General features: G+C 56.5%; 21 protein-coding genes and 2 tRNA genes. 18 read left to right on the forward strand and 5 right to left on the reverse strand.

The annotated features are described in order from the left end of the window. The first annotated feature begins 3 nt into the window (after positions 1-3). Complete coding sequence (gene carB, locus R0J87_RS07590; protein ID WP_498885359.1) at positions 4-3,234, forward strand: carbamoyl-phosphate synthase large subunit; 3,231 nt, start codon at positions 4-6, stop codon at positions 3,232-3,234. After that, a complete protein-coding gene (gene greA / locus R0J87_RS07595) occupies positions 3,231-3,707 on the forward strand; it encodes a transcription elongation factor GreA (RefSeq protein ID WP_188639965.1) in 477 nt (158 codons plus the stop codon). The genes carB and greA overlap by 4 nt, the downstream gene beginning before the upstream one ends. A 102-nt stretch (positions 3,708-3,809) precedes the next feature. Here the strand turns inward: greA and yhbY are convergent, their stop codons facing one another. Next, positions 3,810-4,136: a ribosome assembly RNA-binding protein YhbY gene (gene yhbY / locus R0J87_RS07600; protein ID WP_498885361.1), complete on the reverse strand. Its 327-nt coding sequence runs from the start codon at positions 4,134-4,136 to the stop codon at positions 3,810-3,812. Between the two features lie 114 nt (positions 4,137-4,250). On the opposite strand from yhbY, the gene rlmE reads away from it, so the two are divergent. From rlmE to R0J87_RS07680, 16 genes are all read left to right on the forward strand, one after another. Further along, complete coding sequence (gene rlmE / locus R0J87_RS07605) at positions 4,251-4,898, forward strand: 23S rRNA (uridine(2552)-2'-O)-methyltransferase RlmE (protein WP_404344618.1); 648 nt, start codon at positions 4,251-4,253, stop codon at positions 4,896-4,898. A gap of 238 nt (positions 4,899-5,136) precedes the next feature. After that, positions 5,137-7,134 carry an ATP-dependent zinc metalloprotease FtsH gene (gene ftsH, locus R0J87_RS07610; protein ID WP_404344619.1) on the forward strand — a complete coding sequence of 666 codons (1,998 nt, stop codon included), beginning with the start codon at positions 5,137-5,139 and terminating at the stop codon, positions 7,132-7,134. A 104-nt stretch (positions 7,135-7,238) separates the two neighbouring features. Continuing rightward, on the forward strand, positions 7,239-8,156 hold the full coding sequence (gene folP / locus R0J87_RS07615) for a dihydropteroate synthase (RefSeq protein ID WP_498885364.1): 918 nt from the start codon (positions 7,239-7,241) through the stop codon (positions 8,154-8,156). Further along, complete coding sequence (gene glmM, locus R0J87_RS07620; RefSeq protein ID WP_404464912.1) at positions 8,153-9,502, forward strand: phosphoglucosamine mutase; 1,350 nt, start codon at positions 8,153-8,155, stop codon at positions 9,500-9,502. Before folP ends, glmM begins: the two co-directional genes overlap by 4 nt. 129 nt (positions 9,503-9,631) lie before the next feature. Continuing rightward, complete coding sequence (gene tpiA / locus R0J87_RS07625; protein ID WP_498885366.1) at positions 9,632-10,381, forward strand: triose-phosphate isomerase; 750 nt, start codon at positions 9,632-9,634, stop codon at positions 10,379-10,381. A gap of 4 nt (positions 10,382-10,385) precedes the next feature. Next, positions 10,386-10,745 (forward strand): preprotein translocase subunit SecG, encoded by a 360-nt coding sequence (secG, locus tag R0J87_RS07630; protein WP_139527971.1) that lies wholly within the window; start codon positions 10,386-10,388, stop codon positions 10,743-10,745. Between the two features lie 33 nt (positions 10,746-10,778). Beyond that, a tRNA-Leu gene (locus R0J87_RS07635) sits at positions 10,779-10,865 on the forward strand. Between the two features lie 160 nt (positions 10,866-11,025). Continuing rightward, positions 11,026-11,102: transfer RNA gene (locus R0J87_RS07640), tRNA-Met, on the forward strand. Between the two features lie 347 nt (positions 11,103-11,449). Continuing rightward, on the forward strand, positions 11,450-11,911 hold the full coding sequence (gene rimP / locus R0J87_RS07645) for a ribosome maturation factor RimP (RefSeq protein ID WP_404344623.1): 462 nt from the start codon (positions 11,450-11,452) through the stop codon (positions 11,909-11,911). Between the two features lie 70 nt (positions 11,912-11,981). Next, positions 11,982-13,496 (forward strand): transcription termination factor NusA, encoded by a 1,515-nt coding sequence (gene nusA, locus R0J87_RS07650; protein WP_188639957.1) that lies wholly within the window; start codon positions 11,982-11,984, stop codon positions 13,494-13,496. Between the two features lie 27 nt (positions 13,497-13,523). Continuing rightward, positions 13,524-16,109, forward strand: coding sequence for a translation initiation factor IF-2 (infB, locus tag R0J87_RS07655; RefSeq protein WP_498885369.1), 2,586 nt, complete (start codon positions 13,524-13,526; stop codon positions 16,107-16,109). A 17-nt stretch (positions 16,110-16,126) separates the two neighbouring features. Further along, on the forward strand, positions 16,127-16,540 hold the full coding sequence (rbfA, locus tag R0J87_RS07660) for a 30S ribosome-binding factor RbfA (protein WP_083023355.1): 414 nt from the start codon (positions 16,127-16,129) through the stop codon (positions 16,538-16,540). Next, positions 16,540-17,460: a tRNA pseudouridine(55) synthase TruB gene (gene truB, locus R0J87_RS07665; RefSeq protein WP_498885371.1), complete on the forward strand. Its 921-nt coding sequence runs from the start codon at positions 16,540-16,542 to the stop codon at positions 17,458-17,460. Before rbfA ends, truB begins: the two co-directional genes overlap by 1 nt. A 106-nt stretch (positions 17,461-17,566) precedes the next feature. Further along, positions 17,567-17,836, forward strand: coding sequence for a 30S ribosomal protein S15 (gene rpsO, locus R0J87_RS07670; RefSeq protein WP_009723734.1), 270 nt, complete (start codon positions 17,567-17,569; stop codon positions 17,834-17,836). A 138-nt stretch (positions 17,837-17,974) separates the two neighbouring features. Beyond that, complete coding sequence (pnp, locus tag R0J87_RS07675; protein WP_188639954.1) at positions 17,975-20,137, forward strand: polyribonucleotide nucleotidyltransferase; 2,163 nt, start codon at positions 17,975-17,977, stop codon at positions 20,135-20,137. Positions 20,138-20,289: 152 nt separating this feature from the next. Continuing rightward, on the forward strand, positions 20,290-21,459 hold the full coding sequence (locus R0J87_RS07680) for an MFS transporter (protein ID WP_498885374.1): 1,170 nt from the start codon (positions 20,290-20,292) through the stop codon (positions 21,457-21,459). 94 nt (positions 21,460-21,553) lie between these two features. Here the strand turns inward: R0J87_RS07680 and R0J87_RS07685 are convergent, their stop codons facing one another. From R0J87_RS07685 to panB, 4 genes are all read right to left on the reverse strand, one after another. Beyond that, positions 21,554-22,732 (reverse strand): acetyl-CoA C-acetyltransferase, encoded by a 1,179-nt coding sequence (locus R0J87_RS07685; RefSeq protein WP_498885376.1) that lies wholly within the window; start codon positions 22,730-22,732, stop codon positions 21,554-21,556. Positions 22,733-22,937: 205 nt separating this feature from the next. Beyond that, the gene (gene panD / locus R0J87_RS07690; RefSeq protein WP_498885378.1) at positions 22,938-23,318 is read right to left on the reverse strand and encodes an aspartate 1-decarboxylase; all 381 of its coding nucleotides are present in this window, start codon (positions 23,316-23,318) and stop codon (positions 22,938-22,940) included. Between the two features lie 32 nt (positions 23,319-23,350). Next, entirely contained in the window at positions 23,351-24,211 is an 861-nt protein-coding gene (panC, locus tag R0J87_RS07695) for a pantoate--beta-alanine ligase (RefSeq protein WP_498885380.1), read from the reverse strand. Between the two features lie 49 nt (positions 24,212-24,260). Then, positions 24,261-25,052, reverse strand: a complete 792-nt coding sequence (gene panB / locus R0J87_RS07700) for a 3-methyl-2-oxobutanoate hydroxymethyltransferase (RefSeq protein WP_498885382.1) — start codon at positions 25,050-25,052, stop codon at positions 24,261-24,263. Between the last annotated feature and the right edge of the window lie 60 nt (positions 25,053-25,112).

The following is a 25,112-nucleotide window of genomic DNA, read 5'->3' on the forward strand; positions in this document are numbered from 1 at the left end:
GTTATGCCTAAGCGTACCGATATCAATAGCATTCTTATCATTGGCGCTGGTCCGATTGTCATCGGCCAGGCCTGCGAATTCGACTACTCTGGCGCTCAGGCGTGTAAAGCGCTGCGCGAAGAGGGTTACCGGGTTATTTTGGTCAACTCTAACCCGGCTACCATCATGACCGACCCCGCCATGGCCGATGCCACGTACATCGAGCCGATTACTTGGCAGGCGGTTGAGAAAATTATCGAAGTCGAGCGCCCTGACGCTATTCTGCCCACCATGGGCGGCCAAACCGCGCTGAACTGCGCGCTGGATCTTGAAAAGCATGGCGTGCTGGCCAAGTACAGCGTTGAGATGATCGGCGCCAACGCCGACGCCATTAATATGGCGGAAGACCGCGACCTGTTCGACCAAGCCATGAAGCGCATCGGCTTGGAGTGCCCGAAAGCCAAAGTAGCGCATACCATGGACGAGGCGTGGGAGATTCAGGCAGAGCTTGGCTTCCCGACGATTATTCGCCCTTCTTACACCATGGGTGGCTCCGGCGGCGGCGTAGCGTACAACAAGGAAGAGTTCGAAGAGATCTGTACCCGCGGTTTCGAGCTTTCTAACAACCACGAGCTGCTCATCGATGAGTCGCTGCTGGGTTGGAAAGAGTACGAAATGGAAGTGGTGCGCGACAAAAACGATAACTGCATTATCGTTTGCGCGATTGAAAACTTCGACCCGATGGGCGTCCACACCGGCGACTCCATCACCGTGGCGCCGGCGCAAACGCTGACCGATAAAGAGTACCAAATCATGCGGGACGCGAGCCTCGCGGTACTGCGTGAAATCGGCGTGGAAACCGGCGGCTCCAACGTGCAGTTTGGTATGGACCCGAAAACCGGTCGTCTGGTCGTGATCGAGATGAACCCGCGTGTGTCGCGCTCGTCGGCGCTGGCATCGAAGGCCACCGGTTTCCCGATTGCTAAAATCGCCGCGAAGCTGGCGGTGGGTTACACCCTGGATGAGCTGCAGAACGACATTACTGGCGGCCAAACCCCGGCGTCGTTTGAGCCGTCCATCGACTATGTCGTGACCAAAATTCCGCGCTTTACGTTCGAGAAATTCCCCCAAGCGAACGACCGCCTGACCACCCAGATGAAGTCGGTGGGTGAGGTGATGGCGATTGGCCGCACGTTCCAAGAGTCGCTGCAAAAAGCGCTGCGCGGGTTGGAAACCGGTAACGACGGCCTCGACCCGATCGTGACCGAATTCACCGATGAAGCCATGGCCCAGATCAAGGGCGAGCTGCAGGCGGCGGGTGCCGAGCGTATCTTCTTTGTGGCCGACGCTATGCGCTCCGGCATGAGCGTGGATGAGATTTTTGCACTGACCAACATCGACCGCTGGTTCCTGGTGCAGATTGAAGATCTGGTGCTGACCGAAAACGCGGTGGCTAAGCGAACGCTTTCCGATTTCTCTGCTCGCGAGCTTTACCAGCTCAAGCGTAAAGGCTTTGGTGATGCCCGTTTAGCTAAGCTTCTGAGCGTGTCGGAAAAAGAGTTCCGCAAAACCCGCCAGGCAGCAGGCATTCGCCCGGTGTACAAGCGTGTGGACACCTGTGCCGCCGAGTTTGCGTCGGATACCGCCTACATGTACTCCACCTACGAGGAAGAGTGCGAAGCGGACGTCTCTGATCGCCAGAAAATCATGGTGCTGGGCGGTGGACCGAACCGTATTGGCCAGGGTATCGAGTTTGACTACTGCTGCGTTCACGCCGCCTTCGCGATGCGCGACGACGGCTACGAAACCATCATGGTTAACTGTAACCCGGAAACCGTTTCTACCGACTACGACACCTCTGATCGGCTCTACTTCGAGCCCGTCACGCTGGAAGACGTGCTGGAAATTGCCGATAAAGAGAAGCCGGTGGGCGTGATTGTACAGTTCGGCGGCCAAACCCCACTGAAGCTGGCTCGCGAGCTGGAAGCCGCAGGCGTACCGATTATCGGCACCACGCCGGACGCCATCGACCGCGCTGAAGACCGCGAGCGCTTCCAGGTGATGATCGACAAGCTTGGCCTGAAGCAGCCGCCTAACGCTACCGCGCGCAGCTTTGAAGATGCCTTCGCCAAAGCTGAAAAAATTGGTTACCCCCTGGTCGTGCGCCCGAGCTACGTTCTGGGCGGCCGGGCGATGGAGATCGTCTACGACGCCTCCGAGCTTGAAAACTACATGACCAACGCGGTGAAAGTCTCTAACGACTCGCCGGTACTGCTGGATCACTTCCTGAGCGCCGCGGTAGAAGTGGATATCGACGCAGTCTCAGACGGCCAGCAGGTCGTGATCGGCGGTATCATGCAGCACGTAGAGCAAGCGGGCGTTCATTCCGGTGACTCCGCCTGTGCGCTGCCGCCTTACTCGCTGCCTGCCGATGTGCAGGATGAGATGCGCGAGCAGGTCAAGAAAATGGCCGTGGAGCTGGGCGTGAACGGCCTGATGAACGTGCAGCTGGCCTGGCAGGATGGCGAGATCTACGTGATCGAGGTCAACCCCCGCGCATCGCGTACCGTGCCGTTTGTTTCCAAGTGCATTGGCACCTCGCTGGCACAGATTGCTGCCCGCTGTATGGCCGGTAAAACCCTGGCCGAACAGGGCTTCGAGCGCGAAATCGTGCCGCACTTCTACAGCGTGAAAGAAGCGGTCTTCCCGTTCAACAAGTTCCAGGGCGTTGACCCGATTCTCTCGCCGGAAATGAAATCCACCGGTGAAGTAATGGGCTCGGGCGATACCTTCGCAGAAGCCTTCTTCAAGGCGCAGCTCGGCGCGGGTGAAGCGATCCCGGCGCTGGATGGCGACCGTAAAGCGTTCCTGTCAGTGCGTGAGCCTGATAAGCAGGGGATTATCGAAGTGGCCCGTTCTCTGCTAACATTGGGCTTCACACTTTGTGCAACACGCGGCACGGCAGCAGCGATTGAAGCCGCCGGGCTACCCGTGGAGCACGTCAATAAAGTCTACGAAGGCCGTCCCCATATCGTCGATCTGCTGAAGAACGACGAAATCGCCTACATCGTGAACACTACCGAAGGTCGTCAAGCAATTAACGACTCTTCGATCATTCGCCGTACTGCTCTCGCGCGCAAGGTGCCCTATGCGACCACCTTGGCGGGCGCTAATGCTGTTTGCATGGCGCTAGAGTACGGTAGGGAGATTACGGTGCGGCGCCTTCAGGATCTGCATGCAGGAGCAAATAAATGAATAAGGTCCCGATGACGGTAGCGGGAGAAAAAAGCCTTCGCGAAGAGCTCAACCACCTGAAGGGCGAAGCTCGCCCTCAAGTGATTGCAGCGATCGCTGAAGCGCGTGAACACGGCGACCTTAAGGAGAACGCCGAGTACCACGCCGCCCGTGAACAGCAGGGGTTTATTGAAGGCCGTATTCAGGAAATCGAGAGCAAGCTCTCGGTTGCCCAGGTGATTGATGTCACCAAGCTGCCGAAAACCGGCAAGGTTATTTTTGGTGTGACCGTATCGCTGCTGAATTTGGACAGCGATGCCAGCGTTACCTACCGTATCGTGGGTGAAGATGAGGCCAATATTAAAGAAGGCCGTATTTCAGTGACGTCACCTATCGCTCGTGCTCTGATTGGTAAAGAAGAGGGCGACGTGGTGGTAGTGAAGACCCCGGGTGGCGACGTTGAGTACGAAGTTGAGACGGTTGAACACCTCTAAACGCGTGCTGATAGCGCTATAAAAAAGGCCCGATGCAGGTAACTGCGCCGGGCCTTTTGGCTTAGCGGCGCTTGGCGCCGTGTCAGCATATTACGGTGCGCGTTAGTGTCGCCCGTGATGAGCCTCAAAGCGAGTAACGTTAGAAAGCTTTGGATTGACCTTCGGATTGTGGCGATACAGCAGCGCCATTTTGCCAATGGTTTGCACGAGCTCGGCTTTGCTATCAGCAAGCAGCTCGTTAATCACCGCGGCGCGGTCGTCCCGCTCTGGCAGCGCGAGCTTCACCTTGATCAGCTCGTGATCATTGAGCGCGCGGCTGAGTTCTGCGAGCAGATTTTCGGAGACGCCGTTCTCAGAAACGGTGACCACGGGGTTCAAATGGTGGCCAATGCTACGAAATGCTTTCTTTTGTGCCTGTGACAAGCTCATGGTATCTTGCGGTATCCCGGTTAGCGCTTAACGTTCCATCTTACGGTGAAATGCCGCTAAGTGAAAGCAATCGCGTCAATGCGCCCATCTCTTATTCCAGTGTCAGATTCCCACATGCAGCAAAAGCCCCCAAGTCGTAAACATTCAGTGAGCAAAACCAGCAATAACTGGAAAAAAGAACATTTTGATGACCAGTACGTCAAGCAGAGCTGGCAGGATGGCTATCGCTCAAGGGCGAGCTACAAACTGCTGGAGCTGGATGAAAAAGATAAGCTGTTCCGCCCAGGCATGACGGTCATTGATTTGGGTGCTGCCCCCGGTGGTTGGAGTCAAATTGCCGCAGAGAAGGTAGGGCCGGAAGGCGTGGTCATCGCCTCCGATATTTTGGAGATGGATGCACTGGCAGGCGTGGACTTTCTGCAGGGTGATTTTACCGAAGAGAGCGTGCTGAATGCGATTATGGAGCGCTTGGGAAATCGTCCGGTAGACCTTGTTATGTCGGACATGGCCCCCAATATGAGTGGTATGGCAGCTATCGACCAGCCCCAAGCGATGTACTTGGTAGAGCTAGCGCTGGAGTTGGCTCGTGAGACGCTTTCCCCCAAAGGGCGCTTTTTGGTCAAAGTCTTCCAGGGCGAAGGCTTTGATAACTACTTGAAAGAGCTGCGGGGCAGTTTTGATCGTGTGGTCACCCGCAAACCGGATGCCTCGCGGGCTCGCTCCCGAGAAGTCTATTTTTTAGCGGAGGGCTATCGCGGTTAGCCAGCGCTGGTACGGCCCTGGTGGTGCCCTGGTGGTACGGGCAAGTGTTATAGCAAAGATTTATCACCACGATTGCCAGACAGGCAAGCGTAAGGTGTGTCACATTATGCACATTGGACGAGCGTGACACAGATGGCCCAAAGCCAAATGTGCTTTGGCAATGGTTGAACGTTGTACTCTAGTGTAAGGTCAGAGTACTAGCGGTTAACTGACGGATTCTTGTAATGAGGGTAGCCCCTTGAACGATATGGCGAAGAACCTGATTCTGTGGTTGGTCATCGCGGCCGTTCTACTGACAGTGTTCAATAATTTCAGTACGGAAAGCGCACCACAAACCACCAACTACTCCCAGTTTGTGCAGCAGGTGCAAAATCAGCAGGTTCGTAGCGTCACGATTGATGGCTATACCATCTCTGGTGAGCGTACGGATGGGTCACAGTTCCAGACGATTCGTCCGGCAGCGGAAGACCCGAAGCTGATGGATGACCTGCTCAGCAATAACGTGACGGTCGTGGGTAAAGAGCCAGAGCAGCAAAGCATCTGGACGCGCCTGCTGATTGCAAGCTTCCCGATTCTGCTGATCCTGGCCATCTTTATGTTCTTTATGCGCCAAATGCAGGGCGGCGCTGGTGGTGGCAAAGGCGGCCCGATGAGCTTCGGTAAATCCAAGGCGAAGCTGCTCTCCCAAGACCAGATCAAAACCACCTTTGCAGATGTGGCTGGTTGTGATGAAGCGAAGGAAGAGGTTGAAGAACTCGTCGACTTCCTGCGCGACCCCACTAAGTTCCAGCGCTTGGGCGGTACTATTCCCCGCGGTGTGCTGATGGTGGGCCCGCCCGGTACCGGTAAAACGCTGCTGGCTAAGTCCATCGCGGGCGAAGCGAAGGTGCCGTTCTTCTCGATTTCGGGCTCTGACTTCGTAGAGATGTTCGTGGGTGTCGGTGCGTCTCGCGTACGTGACATGTTCGAGCAGGCGAAGAAGCAGGCGCCCTGCATTATCTTTATCGACGAAATTGATGCTGTTGGCCGCTCTCGCGGTACCGGCATGGGCGGCGGTAACGATGAGCGTGAGCAAACGCTGAACCAGCTGCTGGTGGAAATGGACGGCTTTGAAGCCAACGAAGGCATCATTGTCATCGCCGCCACCAACCGCCCGGACGTGCTTGACCCGGCGCTGCTGCGCCCCGGTCGTTTCGACCGCCAGGTGACCGTTGGTTTGCCGGATATCCGTGGTCGTGAGCACATTCTTGGCGTTCACTTACGTAAAGTGCCGCTGTCGGATGACGTGAAGCCGCTGCTGATTGCGCGCGGTACGCCAGGTTTCTCTGGTGCTGATCTCGCCAACTTGGTAAACGAAGCCGCGCTATTTGCTGCTCGTCGTAACAAGCGTTTGGTCAGCATGGAAGAGCTTGAGCTGGCCAAAGATAAGATCATGATGGGCGCTGAGCGCAAGTCGATGGTCATGACCGATAAAGAGAAGCTGAACACCGCGTATCACGAAGCGGGTCACGCGATTATCGGTTTGGTTATGCCGGAGCACGACCCGGTCTATAAGGTCACGATTATTCCCCGTGGCCGGGCGCTGGGTGTGACGATGTTCCTGCCGGAAGAGGACCGCTACAGCCTTTCGCGTCAGCAGATTATCAGCCAGCTCTGCTCGCTGTTCGGTGGTCGTATTGCCGAAGAAATGACGCTTGGGCCAAACGGTGTTACCACCGGCGCCTCTAACGACATCAAGCGCGCGACAGAGCTTGCCCATAACATGGTGGCCAAATGGGGCCTGTCCGATGAAATGGGCCCGCTCATGTACGATGAGGACGAGTCGCATCAGTTCCTCGGTGGCCCTGGTCAGGGCGGCGGTAAGCTGAAGTCGGGCGAAACCACCACGCGTCTTGATAAAGAAGTACGCAAGATTATTGACCAGTGTTATGAGCAGGCGCGCCAGATTCTGCACGACAACCGTGACAAGCTTGATGCCATGGCTGAAGCGCTGATGAAGTTTGAAACTATCGACGCTACTCAGCTGAAAGACATCATGGAAGGCCGCGATCCGCGTCCGCCTGAAGGCTGGAGCGACGGCGACTCATCAGGTGGCGGCATGCCCGTCAACGATGACAAGCCTGAAGTGAAGGCGAAGGACGAAGCACCGAGTGAATCCGGTGATGACAGTGAAGAAGACAGCGATGAGCCTCGTCGTCGCCCTTCTGACCCGTTAGGCGGTCCTGCTGGCCCTTAAGGCCCATGCCGCAGGTGTTAGCAAAGGCGTCCCATTATGGGGCGCCTTTTTGTTATGCTGTGTGCCAATAGTAGCTATGTTTCTTTTTATTTTTAGGCGGCAGTATGAAACTGAACGTTGACCCTTCATCGCCTTCACGCCATGCAGGGAGTGCTCTGCAGCTGCGTTGCGGGCGTCATACGCTAGATCTCTCGTTTCCGAGGGTCATGGGTATTCTAAACGTGACGCCTGACTCGTTTTCCGACGGTGGGCGGCACGTTGCCCTTGATGATGCGCTGCGCCACGCCGAGCGCATGCTCGCCGAAGGTGCCGCTATGATTGATGTAGGCGGTGAGTCGACGCGCCCAGGTGCCACGCCGGTGACTGAGCAGCAAGAGTTAGACCGTGTGGCGCCCGTCGTTGAGGCCTTAGTGCGCGAGCTGGATGCGTTGGTATCGGTCGATACCAGCAGTGCCACGGTGATGCGCGAAGCCAGCGCCTTAGGCGCAGGGATGATTAACGATGTGCGTGCGCTTGAGCGTGAGGGAGCGTTGATGGCCGCTGCCAGCAGCGGCTTGCCCGTATGTCTGATGCATCGCCAGGGTGAGCCTCAGGATATGCAGCAGGCGCCTCGCTATGACCAGCCGGTTGAACAGGCGGTCGCCGCCTATTTATCTGAGCGTGCTGCTGCCTGTGAGGCGGTTGGGTTGCGTCGTAACCGGCTCTTGATTGACCCAGGGTTTGGGTTCGGTAAAACCGTCGAGCATAACCTGCGTCTACTCAAGTATATGGAGTCATTGCTTGCGCTTGAGCTGCCTATTTTGGTCGGCATGTCACGTAAAAGCATGATTGGCAAAGTGCTAGGTCGTCCGGTAGAAGAGCGGTTAGCAGGTGGTTTGGCGTTAGCCGCTATGGCGGTGGAGCGCGGGGCGAGCATCCTACGGGTGCATGATGTTGGGCCAACGGTGGATGCCGTGAATATGGCTTGGGCGGTGCTGCAAGAGGGATGCGAGCCGCCCGTTGATAAGGAACTCTCGTTATGACACGACGCTATTTCGGCACTGACGGTATTCGCGGCACCGTGGGTCAGGCACCCATTACCGCTGATTTTATGCTCAAGCTTGGCTGGGCGGCAGGGCAGGTGCTGCGCCGAGAGAAAGGCCGCACGCGGGTATTGATTGGCAAAGACACGCGTATTTCTGGCTATATGTTTGAGTCGGCGCTGGAAGCAGGGCTTTCAGCCGCGGGTGTGGATGTCTCTCTGTTGGGGCCAATGCCCACGCCTGGGATTGCGTACCTCACGCGCACCTTCCGGGCCGATGCGGGCATTGTGATTTCAGCCTCACATAACCCGTTTGACGATAACGGCATTAAGTTTTTTTCCGCCGAAGGCAAAAAATTGCCGGACGAGGTAGAGGACCAAATTGAGGCCATGTTGGAAGCGCCGCTGACCACGGCGGATGCCGCGCAGTTGGGCAAGGCAACGCGTATTGATGATGCTGCCGGGCGTTATATTGAATTTTGTAAGTCCACACTGCCGGACCGCCTTAGCCTGCATGGGCTGAAAGTGGTATTGGACTGTGCCCATGGCGCTACCTACCATATTGCCCCTAGCGTTTTTCGTGAGCTTGGGGCTGAGGTCAGCGTGATTGGCACCGCGCCGGATGGCTTGAATATCAATCACCATGTTGGCTCTACTCATCCCGCAGCGCTGCGGGCGGCGGTGATTCAGCAAGGCGCAGACCTGGGCGTCGCCTTTGATGGCGACGGTGATCGTGTGCTGTTAGTAGACGCTGACGGGCGTGAAGTGGATGGCGACGATATTCTCTACCTGATTGCCCGCGACCGCTATGAGCGTGGTTTGCTAGAGGGTGGCGTGGTGGGCACGCTAATGAGTAACTTTGGCCTAGCCATGGCGTTAGACAGGCTCGGTATTCCCTTTCAGCGTGCCAAGGTGGGCGACCGTTTTGTAATGGAAATGATGGCGGCTAACGGCTGGGAGTTGGGCGGTGAAGCATCAGGGCATATCGTATGCGGCCATGTGCAAACCACAGGTGACGGCATTGTCTCGGCTCTGCAGGTATTGGCGCTGATGGTGCGCGAGCAAAAACCGTTGCCTGCGCTGCTCAAGGGGCTTGAAAAAGTGCCTCAGTCATTAGTGAATGTGCGTTTGCCTGCAGGGTCGAACGCGAAAGAAGTAATGACCGCTCAGCCGCTGCTAGATGCCGTTGCCACACTAGAAGCAGAGCTAGGCGACCAGGGGCGTGTGTTGCTGCGCCCGTCTGGCACTGAGCCGTTGATTCGCGTGATGGTAGAAGGGCGTGCGCATCTTGATGTGGATCGCTTAGCTAATAAGCTGGCCGGGCAGGTACAGGCCCTGCTTGGCTGAACGGTCGATGAAGGAAGCTCGGTTCTTGTCTCTTAAAGCGCTTCATCCCTATCATTGGGCTTACAACAGCGGTTGTCTTGACAAGGCGGCTCCTATACCATTTCGCTCCACCTTGAGTGAGGATTATCCATGCGTACGCCATTAATTGCCGGCAACTGGAAAATGAACGGTTCTGCGGCGTTGATCGACGCGTTTGGCCAGGCCTTTGCATCTGCCGCGCTGCCTGCCAGTATCGACGTAGTCGTCATTCCGCCGTTTCCTTATCTAGACGCTGCACGCCAAGCGTTCAGCGGCACGCCGCTGCAGTTAGGGGCGCAAACGCTAAATCCCCATCACTCAGGTGCTCACACAGGTGAAGTCAGTGGCAGCATGCTGAAAGAGTTTGGGGTGAGCTATGTGTTGGTAGGCCATTCCGAACGTCGGCAGCTTTACCGGGAGAGTGACGAGCAGGTATTCGATCGCCTGTTGGCAGCGCTTGACGCGGGATTAACGCCCATCCTATGCGTCGGAGAAACGCTGGAAGAGCGTGATGCAGGCCACACCATGGAGGTTGTCTTGCGCCAAGTGGGCTATATCATGTCACGCCTAGCGCCGGAGCAGCGGCTGCACGTGGTGATTGCTTATGAACCCGTTTGGGCGATTGGCACCGGGCGCACGGCCACGCCAGAGCAGGCACAAGAGGTGATGGCGGGTATTCGGGCTTATCAGGCAGGGTTTGATGCGTCGCTTGCCGAGCAGCTTAAACTGCTTTACGGCGGTAGCATGAATGCAAGTAACGCGGCTGAGCTGCTCGCCCAGCCGGACATCGACGGCGGTTTAGTAGGCGGTGCCTCACTTAAAACCGATGATTTCTACGCCATTTGTCAGTCAGCAGGATAACTCAATGCAAGTTGCAATTCTTATGGTTCACGTGGTGATTGCGGTCGCCTTGGTGGTACTCATCCTGCTCCAGCAGGGTAAAGGTGCTGAAGCTGGCGCAGCCTTTGGTGGCGGTGCGTCACAAACGGTTTTCGGCTCGCGGGGCAGCGGTAACTTCCTGTCGCGTACAACCGGTATTCTCGCAGCAGGCTTTTTTGTGACCTCTATGGCACTGGCCTACTTTGCGACCCAGGCGGGCCAAGCGCCGGAAGCGGGTATTCCTGATGCGCGTATGATCGAGCAGCAGCAAAATATTCCAACGCTTGACGACTCCCCTGCAAGTATGGATAATACCGCGCCAGTGCTAGAGGAAAGCAGCGAGTAATCGCTGAGTTAGATTTCTTTAGCCTCCCCTGATGCCGAAGTGGTGGAATTGGTAGACACGCTATCTTGAGGGGGTAGTGACCGTATGGTCGTGCGGGTTCAAGTCCCGCCTTCGGCACCATCTGTTTTGCTGGTTTACCAGCTTCCCAGAGTTTTGGCCCTAGGATGTCAGGGTTGGCACCTGAGACGAAAGATGCACTTGAAATGGTTTTGAATCAAGTTCTTGAAATGAGTTCTTGACGTAAGATCTTCAAGTGTCTATTATCGTCGACCTAGATTGATGCGGGGTGGAGCAGTCTGGTAGCTCGTCGGGCTCATAACCCGAAGGTCATCGGTTCAAATCCGGTCCCCGCTACCATTTAATTAGCAGCATAGTTTATATTTTAAAGCGATCAATACTGAGCTTTAGAATGGCGAAAACGCCGAGACTTGATGCTAATGTGGTATTACAGGTTTCTTTCAAAAAGCCCCTTCCTGTGAAGGGGCTTTTTGTTAGTAGCTTTTTATCAACAGCTGTTTGTTGACGATTTTGTCAACGGTTTTTATCAATAGTTGTTGATAGCTTTTTGCGAGCCAAGAGTGTCTCACGAGCGGATGTTGTCCGAGTAGCCAGAGACACATTCCCAGGTAATGCCAATCAGCCACCTAGCTTTTCTTATGACTCCTGGCCAGGTGCCTGATGCAACGGCTATAGGAGCTTTGTCTGTGGCCACAAAACACGCTGCGCTTCACGCGCTGATCGAACCTGTCGTTGCCGCTATGGGCTTCGAACTTTGGGGTATCGACCATATTTCCCAGGGCAAGCATTCACGTTTGGTGATTTACATCGAGCGCGAAAGCGGTGTCAGCGTGGAAGACTGCGCTGATATTAGCCGTCAGGTCAGTGCCGTTATGGATGTGGAAGACCCGATTCCCGGCGAATATCGTCTGGAGGTCTCGTCACCCGGCATGGCACGCCCCCTTTACTCCCTGGAACAGTTTACGCGCTATCAAGGCCATCACGTGGCATTGAAGCTGCGCGTCGCGTTTGATGGGCGACGCAAATATCAAGGGCTTCTCGCAGGCGTCGAGGGGGATGAAGTGCTGCTGCAACTGGAAGGCGAAGAGTACTGCTTTCCTATCGAAAGCATCGATTCTGCGCACGTTGTCCCGCAGTTCGACAAGTAACACGGGTCGCGGCTTCCGGCAAGCGCCGGGATGATGCACAAAAGGACAGGTTTTCTGGCGAGGCAAACGCATGAGTAAAGAAATTTTAATGGTCGTGGACGCGATCTCTAATGAAAAAGGCGTCCCCCGCGATGTCATCTTCGAAGCGGTAGAAGCCGCGCTTGCCAGCGCGTCGCGTAAGCGTTTTGAACATGAAGAAGCCAATGTGCGCGTTCATATTGATCGCCGTACCGGTGACTACGATACGTTCCGCCTCTGGACCGTGGTCGAAGATGACGAATTCGAAACGCCAGACTACGAAATTAAAGAAACCATTGCCGAGCAGCGCGATCCGCCGCTGAAACTTGGCGATGTGGTTGAACAGAAAATTGATAACGCGATGTTTGGCCGGATTGCAGCGCAAACCGCCAAGCAGGTCATCGTGCAGAAAGTGCGCGAAGCCGAGCGCGCCGAAGTCGTCCGTCAGTACGCTGATCGTGAAGGCGAGCTGGTCGCGGGTATCGTCAAAAAGACCACTCGTGATGGCTTGATCATCGATCTGGGCGAAAACGCAGAAGCGTTCCTGCCCCGTAACGAAATGATCCACGGCGAACGCTATCGTATGAACGAGCGCGTGCGCGCCCTGTTGGTGAAGGTCGATGCGGATGCTCGCGGCGCGCAGCTGCAGCTGTCTCGTACGTGCCCTGAGTTCATCATTGAGCTGTTCAAAATCGAAGTGCCGGAAATTGCCGAACAGCTGATTGAAATCAAAGGCGCTGCGCGCGACCCTGGCTCACGAGCCAAGATTGCGGTGAAAACCAACGACCGCCGTATCGACCCTGTCGGTGCGTGCGTCGGTATGCGGGGTTCACGGGTTCAGGCGGTATCGTCTGAGCTGCAAAACGAGCGTGTGGATATTGTGCTGTGGGATGACAACCCGGCACAGCTGGTGATCAATGCCATGGCACCGGCCGATGTGGCGTCTATCCTTGTGGACGAAGACGCCCATGCGATGGACGTGGCAGTGGCTCAGGACAATCTGGCGCAGGCCATCGGCCGTAGCGGTCAGAACGTCCGCTTAGCCTCTGAGTTGACCGGCTGGCGTATCAACGTCATGACCGAAGACGAAGCCGAGTCTAAGCGCGAGCAAGAGATCGACAGCCTGGTGGACTCTTTCGTTCAGCACCTAGAAGTGGACGAAGACGTTGCCCGCCTGCTGGTAGAAGAAGGGTTCACCACCCTGGAAGAAGTTGCTTACGTGCCGCTTGAAGAGATGCTCGAAATCGAAGAGTTCGATGAAGCGTTGGTAGAAGAGCTGCGTGCACGTGCGAAAGACGAGCTGCTGACGATGGCGATTGCCTCGGAAGAAGCGCTAGACGGTGCCCAGCCGGCAGAAGATCTGCTGGAGATGGACGGCATGGAGCGCCACCTGGCCTTCATCCTGGCCAGCCGCGGTATCGTTACAATGGAAGATCTCGCCGAGCAGTCCGTCGACGATCTGGTCGATATCGAGGAGTTGGACGAAGCGCGCGCAGCGGCACTGATCATGACTGCCCGTGCGCCCTGGTTTGAAGTCGATGACGCATCGGATTCAAACACACAGTAAACAGGTCACGGGTTTAGGAGGGTCACTATGTCAGATATGACAGTTAAAGATTTTGCAGTAAAAGTGGGTCGCGATGTGCCCCGCCTATTGGAACAGATGAAAGAAGCAGGCTTGAAGCATGCTTCTGAAGGCGACGCTGTGTCTGAAGATGACAAGCAGACGTTGCTGAGCTTTTTGAAGAAAAGCCATGGCGGCGGTGATAGCGAGCCGAGCAAAAACCGTATTACGTTGACGCGTAAAACCCGCAGCCGCATCAAAACTGGCGAGCGCGGTAAAACGATTGAAGTACAGGTTCGTAAGAAGAAAACCTACGTTAAAAGCGCTGAAGACGAAAAACCGAAAGCCGCAGAGCCTAGCTACACTGGTCCACGCCAGTTAGTGGGCGACATGGCTGAAGCTGAAGCTGAGCGCAAGGTTTCTGATGCGCGTGAAGCCGAGGAAAAAGCCGCTGCACAGAAAGCCCGTGCTGCACAGGTAGCGGAAGCGACTGCGCGCAGTAATAAAGAAGCTGAAGCAGCGCGTAGTAAAAAAGAGCTTGATGCAAAGCCCAGAACCGCCAAAGTGCCGGCGGCACTTGATGTCGTGGTGCCTGAGCTTGAGATCGACGATACGCCGACAGGCGACGATCTGCCGCCAGCGCCGCCAAAAGAAGGCCGTACCGACCGTCGTACCGCGCCGCCTAAAAAGGCTGCTGCGAAGAAGAAAGGTCGTGACGATGACGAAGACCGTGGCGACCGCGAAGAGCGTAAGCGTGGCGGTGGCAAGAAAGTGAAGCGTGCCGAACGCCGTGGCGGACGTCGCGGTGGCGCAAGCCAAAGCGGCAACGGCAAGCACGGCTTCCAGAAGCCGACTCAGCCGATCGTGCGTGAAGTCTCGATTCCTGAGTCTATCAGCGTTGCTGAGCTGGCCGACAAAATGTCGATCAAGGCGAACGAAGTCATCAAGGCTATGTTCACCATGGGTGCGGCGGTGACCATCAACCAGACGATTGACCAGGATACAGCGGCCATCGTCGTGGAAGAGATGGGCCACAAGGTCAAACTGGTAAAAGATGACGCGCTGGAAACGGAAATGCTGGAAGGCATTTCCTATGAAGGCGAAGAAATTACCCGTTCACCCGTTGTGACCGTTATGGGTCACGTTGACCACGGTAAAACCTCGCTGCTGGACTACATCCGTCGTGCCAAAGTCGCCACTGGCGAAGCGGGCGGTATTACCCAGCACATCGGTGCTTACCACGTGGAAGATGACCACGGCGGCGTCACCTTCCTGGATACCCCTGGCCACGCGGCGTTCACCGCCATGCGTGCCCGCGGTGCAAAAGCCACCGACGTGGTTATCCTGGTGGTCGCAGCTGACGACGGCGTGATGCCTCAGACCGTCGAGGCGATTGAGCACTCGAAAGCCGCTGAAGTCCCTCTGGTCGTTGCGGTGAACAAGATCGATAAAGCGGGTGCTGATTTTGACCGCATTCGTAACGAACTGTCGCAGCACGGCGTTATCTCTGAAGAGTGGGGCGGTGACACGCAGTTTGTTCACGTGTCTGCCAAAACCGGTGAAGGTATGGAAGACCTGCTGGAAGCGATCCAGCTGGCCTCCGAAGTACTTGAGCTGACAGCCGTTCCGTCAGCACCTGGTAAAGGTGTTGTTGTCGAGTCTCGCTTGGACAAAGGCCGCGGCCCGGTCGCTACCGTGCTGGTTCAGAACGGTACGCTGAAGAAGGGTGACATCGTACTGGCAGGCCTGCACTACGGTCGCGTACGTGCGCTGACCAACGAGCTGGGTCAACAGGTCGATACCGCTGGCCCCGCCATGCCGGTAGAGATCCAAGGCCTAGACGGCACGCCGGATGCGGGTGACGACTTCATGGTCGTGGCCGATGAGAAGAAAGCCCGTGAAGTGGCTAACTTCCGTCAGGGCAAATATCGTGAAGTGCGTCTGGCGCGTCAGCAGAAAGCCAAGCTGGAGAACATGTTCAGCCAGATGGGCCAAGACGAAGTGGCCAAGGTCAATATCGTCCTGAAAGCTGACGTTCAAGGCTCGCTGGAAGCGATCAAAGGTGCGTTGGAAGAGCTGTCCACGGATGAAGTGGAAGTGGCCGTTGTGTCTTCAGGCGTGGGCGGTATCACCGGTACCGACGCTAACCTGGCACTGGCTTCTGAAGCGATTGTGGTTGGTTTCAACGTACGTGCTGACGCGGCTGCCCGTGAGATCATCGAGCGTGAAGGCCTGGATCTGCGCTACTACAGCGTTATCTACCAGCTGATCGACGAAGTGAAGCAGGCGATGAGCGGTATGCTCGCGCCCGAGTGGAAAGAAGAGATCGTCGGTGTGGCCGAAGTTCGCGACGTATTCCGCGCTCCGAAGATTGGTGCCGTTGCCGGCTGTATGGTCGTCGAAGGCACGGTGTCACGCAGCAAGCGCATCCGCGTTCTGCGCGACAACGTGGTGATCTACGAAGGCGAACTCGAATCGCTGCGCCGCTTCAAAGACGACGTACAAGAAGTACGTAACGGTATGGAGTGTGGCATCGGCGTGAAGAACTACAACGATGTCCAGGTCGGCGACAAGATCGAAGTCTTTGACCAAGTGAAGGTCGAGCGCAGCCTGTAAGGCCGCGAGGAGCAAGCATGCGCGAATTTAAGCGTACCGACCGAGTAGCCGACCAGCTCCATAAGGAGCTGGCGGTACTGATCCAACGCGAAGTGAAAGACCCGCGCTTGGGCACGGTCACGGTCAGCGGTGCGACCGTTAGCCGTGATCTTGGCTACGCCGATATCTATGTCACCCTGCTGGGTGAGCAGGAGCCTGAGCGTATCAAGGAGAACCTGCAGGTGCTTAAGCGCGCCTCAGGGTTTCTAAGAAGCCAAATTGCCAAGCGTATTAAGCTGCGCCACGTGCCGGAGCTGCGCTTTCATTTTGATGAAAGCGTGGTGCGCGGCCAGCACCTCTCATCTTTGATTGACGAAGCGGTCTCCACTGACCGTGCCCGTCAAGCGGATGACGAGGGCGGCAGTGAAGAGCAAGGTGAGGAGACGCGTTAATGGCTCGTCGCCGTCGTGGATTACCGGTGAATGGCGTGCTGCTGCTGGATAAGCCGAAAGGCATCTCCAGCAACCACGCGCTGCAGCGTGTGCGTCGTCTGTTTGAGGCGCAAAAAGCCGGGCACACCGGCACGCTCGACCCTATGGCGACAGGCTTGCTGCCTATTTGCCTGGGGGAAGCCACCAAGTTCTCCGCACATCTGCTGGAAGCCGACAAGATGTATCGCACCCGCGTCGAGCTGGGTGTGATCACCGATACCGGCGACGCAGAAGGCACGATCATTGAGCAGCGTGAGGTTCCATCACTCACGGCTGAGGCGGTGGAGTCGGTCTTAACGCAGTTTCGCGGTGAGATTGAGCAAGTGCCGCCGATGTATTCGGCCCTCAAACATCAAGGCAAAAAGCTCTACGAGTTGGCCCGTGAGGGCAAGCACGTAGAGCGTGCAGCGCGGCGGGTTAGCGTGTATGATTCGCGCCTGCTTGCCTTTGAGGGCACCGCGTTCGAGCTGGAAGTAAGCTGCAGTAAAGGCACTTACATCCGCACGTTGGCTGAAGATATTGGTCATGCTCTAGGCTGTGGTGCCCACATTAGCCAGCTGCGCAGGCTTAAAACGGGGCCGTTTAACGGCGACGCCATGTGGACACTAGAAGCGTTGGAAGCCTTGGTAGACCAAGCCAGCCGTGAGGCAGAATTAATGCCTGCGGATGTGCTGGTTGATCATCTACCTTCGCTGAGTGTCGACGAAGCCTCTTATGGGCGTCTTGCCCATGGGCAGTCTGCCTATTTAGCCGCGGGTGAGTTATCACCGGATGCGCTAACACGACTTTATTACGCTGAGACGTTTATCGGCCTTGGCGTTGTAAAAGGGCCTGAGGAAGTAGCGCCCAAGCGGCTGTTAAGTACAGTCGCCATTTCGTAAAACGTTGCAAGGAAGCGGCGATTTGCGGGAAAATAGTAGCTTGAGACTGCAAATATGCGTGGTCTCACCCATTCATTTTTAGGCATATTGCTTACTGGAGAGACAGATGGCATTAACCGCTGAGAAAAAGGCCGAGATCGTCAACGAATACGGCCGCGGCGACAACGACACCGGTTCCCCTGAAGTTCAGGTTGCACTGCTGAGCGCTAACATCAACGGCCTGCAGGACCACTTCAAAACCAACAAGCAGGATCACCACTCTCGTCGTGGTCTGATCCGCATGGTAAACCAGCGTCGTAAGCTGCTGGACTACCTGAAGCGTAAAGATTTCGAACGCTATCAGTCTCTGATTCAGCGTCTGGGTCTGCGCCGCTAAGTTTTTAACGGCAATGATTCGAAACGGGCAGCTCCTTGCGAGCTGCCCGTTTTTTTGTTTGTGGTAGCCGTAAGGCGCATCAACGCCTAGAATGGTGGCGAGTCAAAACGACCCAAGCGAAAAGACAAGTAGCTATTAATGTTAAAGGAAGTAGCCGTGAATCCGGTCAAAAAAACGTTTCAATACGGTCGTAGCACCGTCACTCTAGAAACTGGGCGTATCGCTCGCCAAGCCACAGGTGCCGTGATGGTCACCATGGACGAGACCGTCGTACTGTGTACGGTGGTGGCGAAGAAAGATGTGAACCCAGGCCAGCCCTTTTTCCCGCTCTCGGTACACTACCAAGAGAAGACCTACGCAGTCGGCAAAATCCCCGGTGGCTTCTTTAAGCGTGAAGGCCGCCCGACTGAGAAAGAGACCCTGACCTCGCGTTTGATCGATCGTCCGATCCGTCCGCTGTTTCCCAAAGGGTTTATGAACGAAGTACAGGTTATCTGTACCGTTCTGTCGACTGACCGTAATCATGACCCGGATATCGCGGCCATGCTGGGCACCTCGGCGGCGCTGAGCATTTCTGGCGTACCGTTTAACGGCCCGATTGGCGCTGCTCGCGTTGGCTTCAACGAAGAGCAGGGCTACTTCCTGAACCCCACGGTTGAAGAGCTGACCACGTCTGAGCTGGACATGGTGGTTGCCGGTACGGAAAACGCCGTACTGATGGTTGAATCAGAAGCGCAAGAGCTGCTCGAAGATGAAATGCTGGGGGCGGTACTGTTTGGCCACCAGGAGATGCAGGTCGCGGTCAACGCGATTAAAGAGCTGGTCGCTGAAGCCGGTAAGCCGCGCTGGGAGTGGCAGGCTCCGGCTGAGAACGTGGCGCTGAAAACCGCCATGGCCGACGCCTTTGAAGCCAAAGTGGGTGAAGCGTATCGCATCACCGACAAAATGGCTCGCCAGGACGCGCTAGCGGCCCTGAAAGACGAAGCCGTTGAGCAGTTAGTGGCCGCTGAAGGCGAAGAAGCAGAAGGCAAGTTCAGCAAAGATGACGTGAAGGGCGCGTTCGCAGCGCTTGAGAAGCGCGTCGTGCGTTCACGCGTCGTCAAAGGTGAGCCGCGTATCGATGGCCGCGATAACGTCACCGTGCGCCCGCTGGCCATTGAAGTTGGCGTGCTGCCGAAAACCCACGGCTCTGCCATCTTTACTCGTGGTGAAACCCAGGCGATTGCCGTGGCAACACTGGGCACGCTGCGCGATTCGCAGCTGATCGAGTCGCTGGAAGGCGAGCGTAAAGACCGCTTTATGCTTCACTACAACTTCCCTCCCTACTCGGTAGGTGAAGCTGGCTTTATGGGTGGCCCCAAGCGTCGCGAAATCGGTCACGGCCGTTTGGCGCGTCGTGGTGTTCAAGCCATGCTGCCCTCTGAAGACGTGTTCCCCTACACCATCCGTGTGGTGTCGGAAATTACCGAATCCAATGGCTCTAGCTCCATGGCATCGGTATGTGGTTCCTCACTGGCGTTGATGGATGCGGGCGTTCCGCTGAAAGCGCCGGTGGCTGGTATCGCTATGGGCCTCGTTAAAGACGAAGACGGCTATGCGGTGCTGACCGATATCCTGGGTGACGAAGACCACCTGGGCGATATGGACTTTAAAGTGGCCGGTTCTGAAGAGGGCGTTACCGCTCTGCAGATGGACATCAAGATCGAAGGCATCAACGAAGAGATCATGGAGACCGCGCTGCAGCAGGCACACGAAGCGCGCATCGGTATCCTGGCTCAGATGAACGCCGTGATCAGCCAAAGCCGTACCGACGTGTCTGAAAACGCACCGTCCATGGCAACGATCAAAATCGATCCCGATAAGATTCGTGACGTGATCGGTAAAGGTGGCGCGACCATCCGTAAAATTTGTGAAGATACCGGCGCATCGATTGATCTTGATGATGACGGCACCGTTCGCATTTACGCGGAAGACAAAGCGGCGGCTAAAAAAGCCATCGATACCGTCCTGGCGATTACCGCCGAAGCGGAAATCGGCAAGCTGTATAACGGCAAAGTGGTCCGTATCGCCGACTTTGGTGCCTTTGTGAACATCATGCCGGGTACCGATGGCTTGGTGCACATCTCGCAAATCGTCCAGGAGCGCGTCAACAACGTTCGCGATTTCCTGAACGAAGGCGACGATGTCATCGTCAAAGTACTGGATATTGATAACCGCAATCGCGTGAAGCTCTCGATCAAAGAGATCACCGAAGAAGAGAAGGCAGCGTTTGCTGCTGCCGAAGCGGACGTCGCTAGCTAAGCAGCGTTACGCGTATGACCAACCGCCCCCGCAGCCCCTGGCTGCGGGGGCGGTGTTGTTTGTATCGGCACTGCTTGTAAAGGTACTGCTTGTATAGGTACTGCCTGTATAGGTTCTGTTTGTGTAGGTGCTTAGGAATACGAGGAAACAGCATGGAGCAACAGCTAACGCCGCGTTGGTGGGCGGTGGTCGCGGTGATGATGGGCATTTTCCTGTTGGTGACAGCCGAGCAGCTGCCCATTGGGCTGCTCTCTCAGGTGGCGGCCGATATGGGGGTAACGCAGGGTATGGCGGGGCTCATGGTGACCGTGCCCGGCGTGGTGGCCGCGTTTTCAGCGCCTCTTCTGCCCGTGGCGGTAGGGCGTTTAGATCGTCGCATCATGCTGACGCTGATGATGGTGGTGATGGTCGTTGGCAGCGCGCTATCGGCGGTGGCCAGTAATTTTGCGCTGCTGTTAGCGGCCCGCGTGTTGGTAGGGATGAGCATCGGCGGCTTTTGGGCGATTGCGGGCAGTATTGCGCCGCGCTTGGTGCCTGGTGACCAAGTCGCTAAAGCCATGACGCTTATCTTTGGCGGTGTGGCGGCGGCGTCGGTACTCGGCGTGCCGTTAGGCACGCTGCTAGGCGATGCCAGCCACTGGCGCGTTGCCTTCGGGGCATTAGGCGGGTTAAGCCTGCTCACCGCCATTGCGCTGTGGTGTTGGCTGCCGCCACTGCCGCCAAAAGAGCCGGTGCGGCTGCGAATGCTGGCACAGCAGTTAAGTAACCGCGGGGTGCGCGTGGCGGTGCTCACGACAGGATTTGTCGTGGTGGGGCATTTTGTGGCCTATACCTTCATCAGCCCTATCTTGCAGGACATTAGCGGCGTGGCGCAGCGCCATGTGGGGAGTCTGCTGCTGCTATATGGAGCAGCGGGTATTTTAGGCAACATCGCTGCCGGGATGTTTGCTGGCCGCCACCCGTACCGTGCTGTGCTTGTGATTCCTAGTTTACTGCTGGTGGTTGTGGCGATCTTCCCAGTGGTGGGCGTAGAGCCTACCCGTGGCGTGCTGCTGTTAATGCTGTGGGGCGCTGTATTTGGCAGCGTCTCGGTGAGTATTCAAACCTGGATACTGCGTACAGCACCGAATACAGAGGCCGCCACGGCGTTAATGGCCTTTGTGTTTAACATGTCGATTGGTGTGGGCGCTATGGTCGGTGGGCAGGTCGTGGACAGCACCAGCCTACCCGTCACCATGTGGGCAGCCTCTGGCCTGTTCCTGCTGGGCATGCTGTTGGTATTGCGTACGCCATCACGTGTCGTCAAAGAAAAGCATCGCTAATCGCAAAATAGAGAAAAGCGCGCTTCGCCTGTTTAGTTGAGCAAAAAAATGCCCCCGCACTGCGGGGGCATTCATTGTCAGTAGCACCGACGTATTAAGGGCGCTCAATCGCCAGAGCAACACCTTGGCCGCCGCCGATACACAGCGTAGCGAGACCTTTTTTGGCATCACGGGCAATCATTTCGTGCAGCAGCGTAATCAGTACGCGACAGCCGGATGCACCGATGGGGTGGCCCAGGGCAATGGCGCCGCCGTTCACGTTCACCTTAGAGGTATCCCAGCCCAGCTCCTTGTTAACGGAGAGCGCTTGGGCAGCAAAGGCTTCGTTGGCTTCGACCAGGTCGAGGTCGTCTAAACTCCAGCCCGCTTTCTCTAGACAGCGGCGAGTGGCCGGTGCCGGGCCAATGCCCATAATGGCAGGGTCAACGCCCGCGTTGGCATAAGCGGCAATGCGTGCCAGCGGCTCTAGGCCAAGCTCTTTGGCTTTTTCAGCCGAGCAGAGCATCACCACGGCTGCGCCATCGTTAAGTGATGAGGCGTTACCAGCAGTCACGGTGCCATCTTTTTTGAAGGCAGGACGCATGCCGCCCAGCTTTTCGGCAGACACTTCACGCGGGTTTTCGTCGGTATCAAAAACCACCGGGTCGCCTTTGCGCTGGGGAACTTCTACCGGCACGATTTGGCTTTTAAACTTGCCTTCTTTAATCGCGGCTGCGGCTTTTTGCTGTGAAGCGGCGGCAAATTCGTCCATCTCTTCACGGGTAATGCTGTATTTCTCAGCCAGGTTCTCGGCGGTGATGCCCATGTGGTAGTTATTGAACGCATCCCACAGGCCGTCATGCACCATCGAGTCGATGGCTTTCCAGTCACCCATGCGCTGGCCGTTACGAGAGTTGGGCAAGATGTGCGGGGAGGCTGACATATTTTCCTGACCACCGGCCAGAATGATCTCAGCATCGCCGCAGCGAATGGCTTGGGTGGCTAAATGCAGCGCTTTAAGGCCAGAGCCGCATACTTTATTGATGGTCATGGCAGGAACGGTTTCTGGTAGGCCTGCCTTGATTGCTGCTTGGCGTGCAGGGTTTTGGCCAACACCTGCGGTGAGCACTTGGCCGAGCAGCACTTCATCAATTTTTTCAGGGGCAACGCCGGTCGAGGCGAGAATGTCTTTAATGACCAGTGCACCTAAGTCACTGGCAGGAATGCCCGCGAGTGATCCACCAAAACTCCCTACGGCGGTGCGGCGTGCCGCTACGATGACCACGTCTTGCATACAAAAGCTCCTTGGGTAAGTAACGCAACGTTCTCATTAAGGATAGCGAAGCCCCGCTGGGCCTATCCCTTGTTATTGGCATGTTGTGTCAGACTTACCCCTCAGCATAGGGGAAGGTTGTGCGTTGCGGCAATACGCTTTTTTAAGCAAATAAAAACGGGCCGATGAACGGCCCGTTTAACGATGCATTCTCAGCGGGTTAGCGTTATGCCAACTGGACAGGAATGGCGTTGCTGGTGTGGCTCACGTGGTTGCCTTCTTGCAAGTACACGAGCGCTGGCTGGTGATGCTCAAGCTCGGCCTCGGAGTAGTGGGCATAGCTACAGATGATGATGCGGTGCCCTGGCGAGGCGAGGTGGGCGGCTGCACCATTAATCGAAATCAGCCGCGAACCCTCTTCGCCACGAATGGCATAGGTGGTGAAGCGTTCGCCGTTTTCAACGTTATAAATCTGGATCTGTTCATTTTCGCGAATACCCGCCATATCCAGCAGGTCGCCGTCGATGGCGCATGAGCCTTCATAATTCAGCACCGCGTGGGTAACGCGAGCCATATGCAGCTTGGCTTTGAGCATAATGGTATGCATGGAAACTCCTGGTAACGAGCTAGCCTTACGGGCTAGTCAGTGGCAGCACAAGGTAGCTGCACGCTGAGATTGTCGATCAGCCGGGCCGGGCCGAGTTTAGCGGCACCGAGTAGCACGGCATGGCGCGTGGCGGCCGTGACGGTGCCTAGCGATTCGTCACGCAGCTCAAGGTAGTCGGGCGTAAAGCCGGCATCATACAGCGCGTGTTTGCCGCGTTGTAGTACCTGCTCAACGCTTTCACCTTGTGCTAAGGCATCGCGCAGTTCGCACAGCGTGCGATACAGCGCAGGGGCCGCCGCACGCTCCTGTTCACTGAGATAACCGTTGCGCGAGGAGAGCGCTAGGCCATCGTCAGCACGTACAATCGGCACGCCAATAATCTCGATGGGCATGTGCAGATCGGCCACTAGCTTGCGTATTACCGCAAGCTGCTGATAATCCTTTTCGCCAAAGCAGGCCACATCCGGCTGCACGAGATTAAACAGCATACTCACCACGGTGGAGACGCCGTCAAAATGCCCGGGGCGTGAGCCACCGCATAGTCCCTCACCCACCTCAGGCACGTGCACCCGCGTCTGCGCGGTTAGCCCATTGGGGTAGAGCGCGCTAACGGTCGGGGCAAACAGAATATGGCATCCCGCCTCGGTGAGCTTGGTTTGGTCGGCCTCAAACGTGCGCGGGTAAGCGTCTAAATCTTCGCCAGGGCCAAACTGCATGGGATTCACAAACAGGCTGGAGACGACGATGTCTGCCTGTTGGCGAGCCTCGGCCACTAGGGCGAGGTGCCCTGCATGCAGGTTGCCCATGGTCGGTACCAGCGCAATCCGCTGGCCGTTAAGGCGATGCTCGCGCAGGGTCGCGCGAAGCTCGTTAATATCTCGCAAAGTGCGCATAGAGAAATCGCTGTCGCTCACTTAGAAACCATTACTCAGAAACCGTTTCTTAGAAACAGTGCTCGGTTGCAGGGAAGGCGCGATTTTTTACCGCGTGATGGTACTGCTCAAATGCCCCCTGGATGGAGCTGGCCTCCTCCATGAAGTTTTTCACAAAGCGCGGTGTGCGACCGTGGGTAACGCCCAGTACATCGTGCATCACGAGAATTTGGCCGTCGGTATCCGGGCCTGCGCCAATACCTATGACAGGTACGTCTAACGCCTCGGTGACGGCTTTGCCCAGACTTGCCGGTACGCACTCAAGCAAGATGACCGAAGCGCCTGCTTCTACAAGGACTTTGGCGTCGTTGATAATTTGTTCAGCCTGCTCGGCTTCACGGCCCTGTACCTTATAGCCGCCTAGTTGATAAACGGTTTGTGGTGTTAAGCCTAAATGGGCGCATACCGGCACGCCACGACGCGTGAGTTCGCGGATGCCATCGGCCATCCAGGCCTCGCCTTCCACTTTCACAAGCTCTGCACCGGCACGCATCAGTGCGGCCCCGTCTTCAAGCAGGCGTTCTGTGGTCGCGTTGCTCATAAACGGTAGATCGACCATCAGTAGGCTATGGCCTTTACCACGTGCGGCGCACCGAGTGTGATAGCAGATATCGTCCATGGTGACGGGCAGCGTGCTGCTGTGGCCTTGTAGGACCATGCCTAAGGAGTCGCCCACTAGCAGAACATCAATACCAGCAGCGCTGGCGGCGTGGGCAAAAGAGGCGTCGTAAGCGGTCAGGCAGCTGAACGTTTCTCCGGCGCGCTTATAGGCCTGCAGCGTGCTCAGGGTGACGGTTTTCATGGCGTACTCTCGTTATTTCTTCATGGGGCCGATGTAACCTGGCTGTGCGTTAACGTATGC

Source organism: Halomonas sp. SIMBA_159 (assembly GCF_046536035.1).
GTDB lineage: Bacteria > Pseudomonadota > Gammaproteobacteria > Pseudomonadales > Halomonadaceae > Vreelandella > Vreelandella venusta_A.

Coding starts and splice junctions, on each gene's coding strand:
- carB (WP_498885359.1), top strand. CDS start 4: ATGCCTAAGCGTACCGATATCAATAGCATTCTTATCATTGGCGCTGGT.
- greA (WP_188639965.1), top strand. CDS start 3,231: ATGAATAAGGTCCCGATGACGGTAGCGGGAGAAAAAAGCCTTCGCGAA.
- yhbY (WP_498885361.1), bottom strand. CDS start 4,136: ATGAGCTTGTCACAGGCACAAAAGAAAGCATTTCGTAGCATTGGCCAC.
- rlmE (WP_404344618.1), top strand. CDS start 4,251: ATGCAGCAAAAGCCCCCAAGTCGTAAACATTCAGTGAGCAAAACCAGC.
- folP (WP_498885364.1), top strand. CDS start 7,239: ATGAAACTGAACGTTGACCCTTCATCGCCTTCACGCCATGCAGGGAGT.
- glmM (WP_404464912.1), top strand. CDS start 8,153: ATGACACGACGCTATTTCGGCACTGACGGTATTCGCGGCACCGTGGGT.
- tpiA (WP_498885366.1), top strand. CDS start 9,632: ATGCGTACGCCATTAATTGCCGGCAACTGGAAAATGAACGGTTCTGCG.
- secG (WP_139527971.1), top strand. CDS start 10,386: ATGCAAGTTGCAATTCTTATGGTTCACGTGGTGATTGCGGTCGCCTTG.
- nusA (WP_188639957.1), top strand. CDS start 11,982: ATGAGTAAAGAAATTTTAATGGTCGTGGACGCGATCTCTAATGAAAAA.
- infB (WP_498885369.1), top strand. CDS start 13,524: ATGTCAGATATGACAGTTAAAGATTTTGCAGTAAAAGTGGGTCGCGAT.
- rbfA (WP_083023355.1), top strand. CDS start 16,127: ATGCGCGAATTTAAGCGTACCGACCGAGTAGCCGACCAGCTCCATAAG.
- truB (WP_498885371.1), top strand. CDS start 16,540: ATGGCTCGTCGCCGTCGTGGATTACCGGTGAATGGCGTGCTGCTGCTG.
- rpsO (WP_009723734.1), top strand. CDS start 17,567: ATGGCATTAACCGCTGAGAAAAAGGCCGAGATCGTCAACGAATACGGC.
- pnp (WP_188639954.1), top strand. CDS start 17,975: ATGTTAAAGGAAGTAGCCGTGAATCCGGTCAAAAAAACGTTTCAATAC.
- R0J87_RS07680 (WP_498885374.1), top strand. CDS start 20,290: ATGGAGCAACAGCTAACGCCGCGTTGGTGGGCGGTGGTCGCGGTGATG.
- R0J87_RS07685 (WP_498885376.1), bottom strand. CDS start 22,732: ATGCAAGACGTGGTCATCGTAGCGGCACGCCGCACCGCCGTAGGGAGT.
- panD (WP_498885378.1), bottom strand. CDS start 23,318: ATGCATACCATTATGCTCAAAGCCAAGCTGCATATGGCTCGCGTTACC.
- panC (WP_498885380.1), bottom strand. CDS start 24,211: ATGCGCACTTTGCGAGATATTAACGAGCTTCGCGCGACCCTGCGCGAG.
- panB (WP_498885382.1), bottom strand. CDS start 25,052: ATGAAAACCGTCACCCTGAGCACGCTGCAGGCCTATAAGCGCGCCGGA.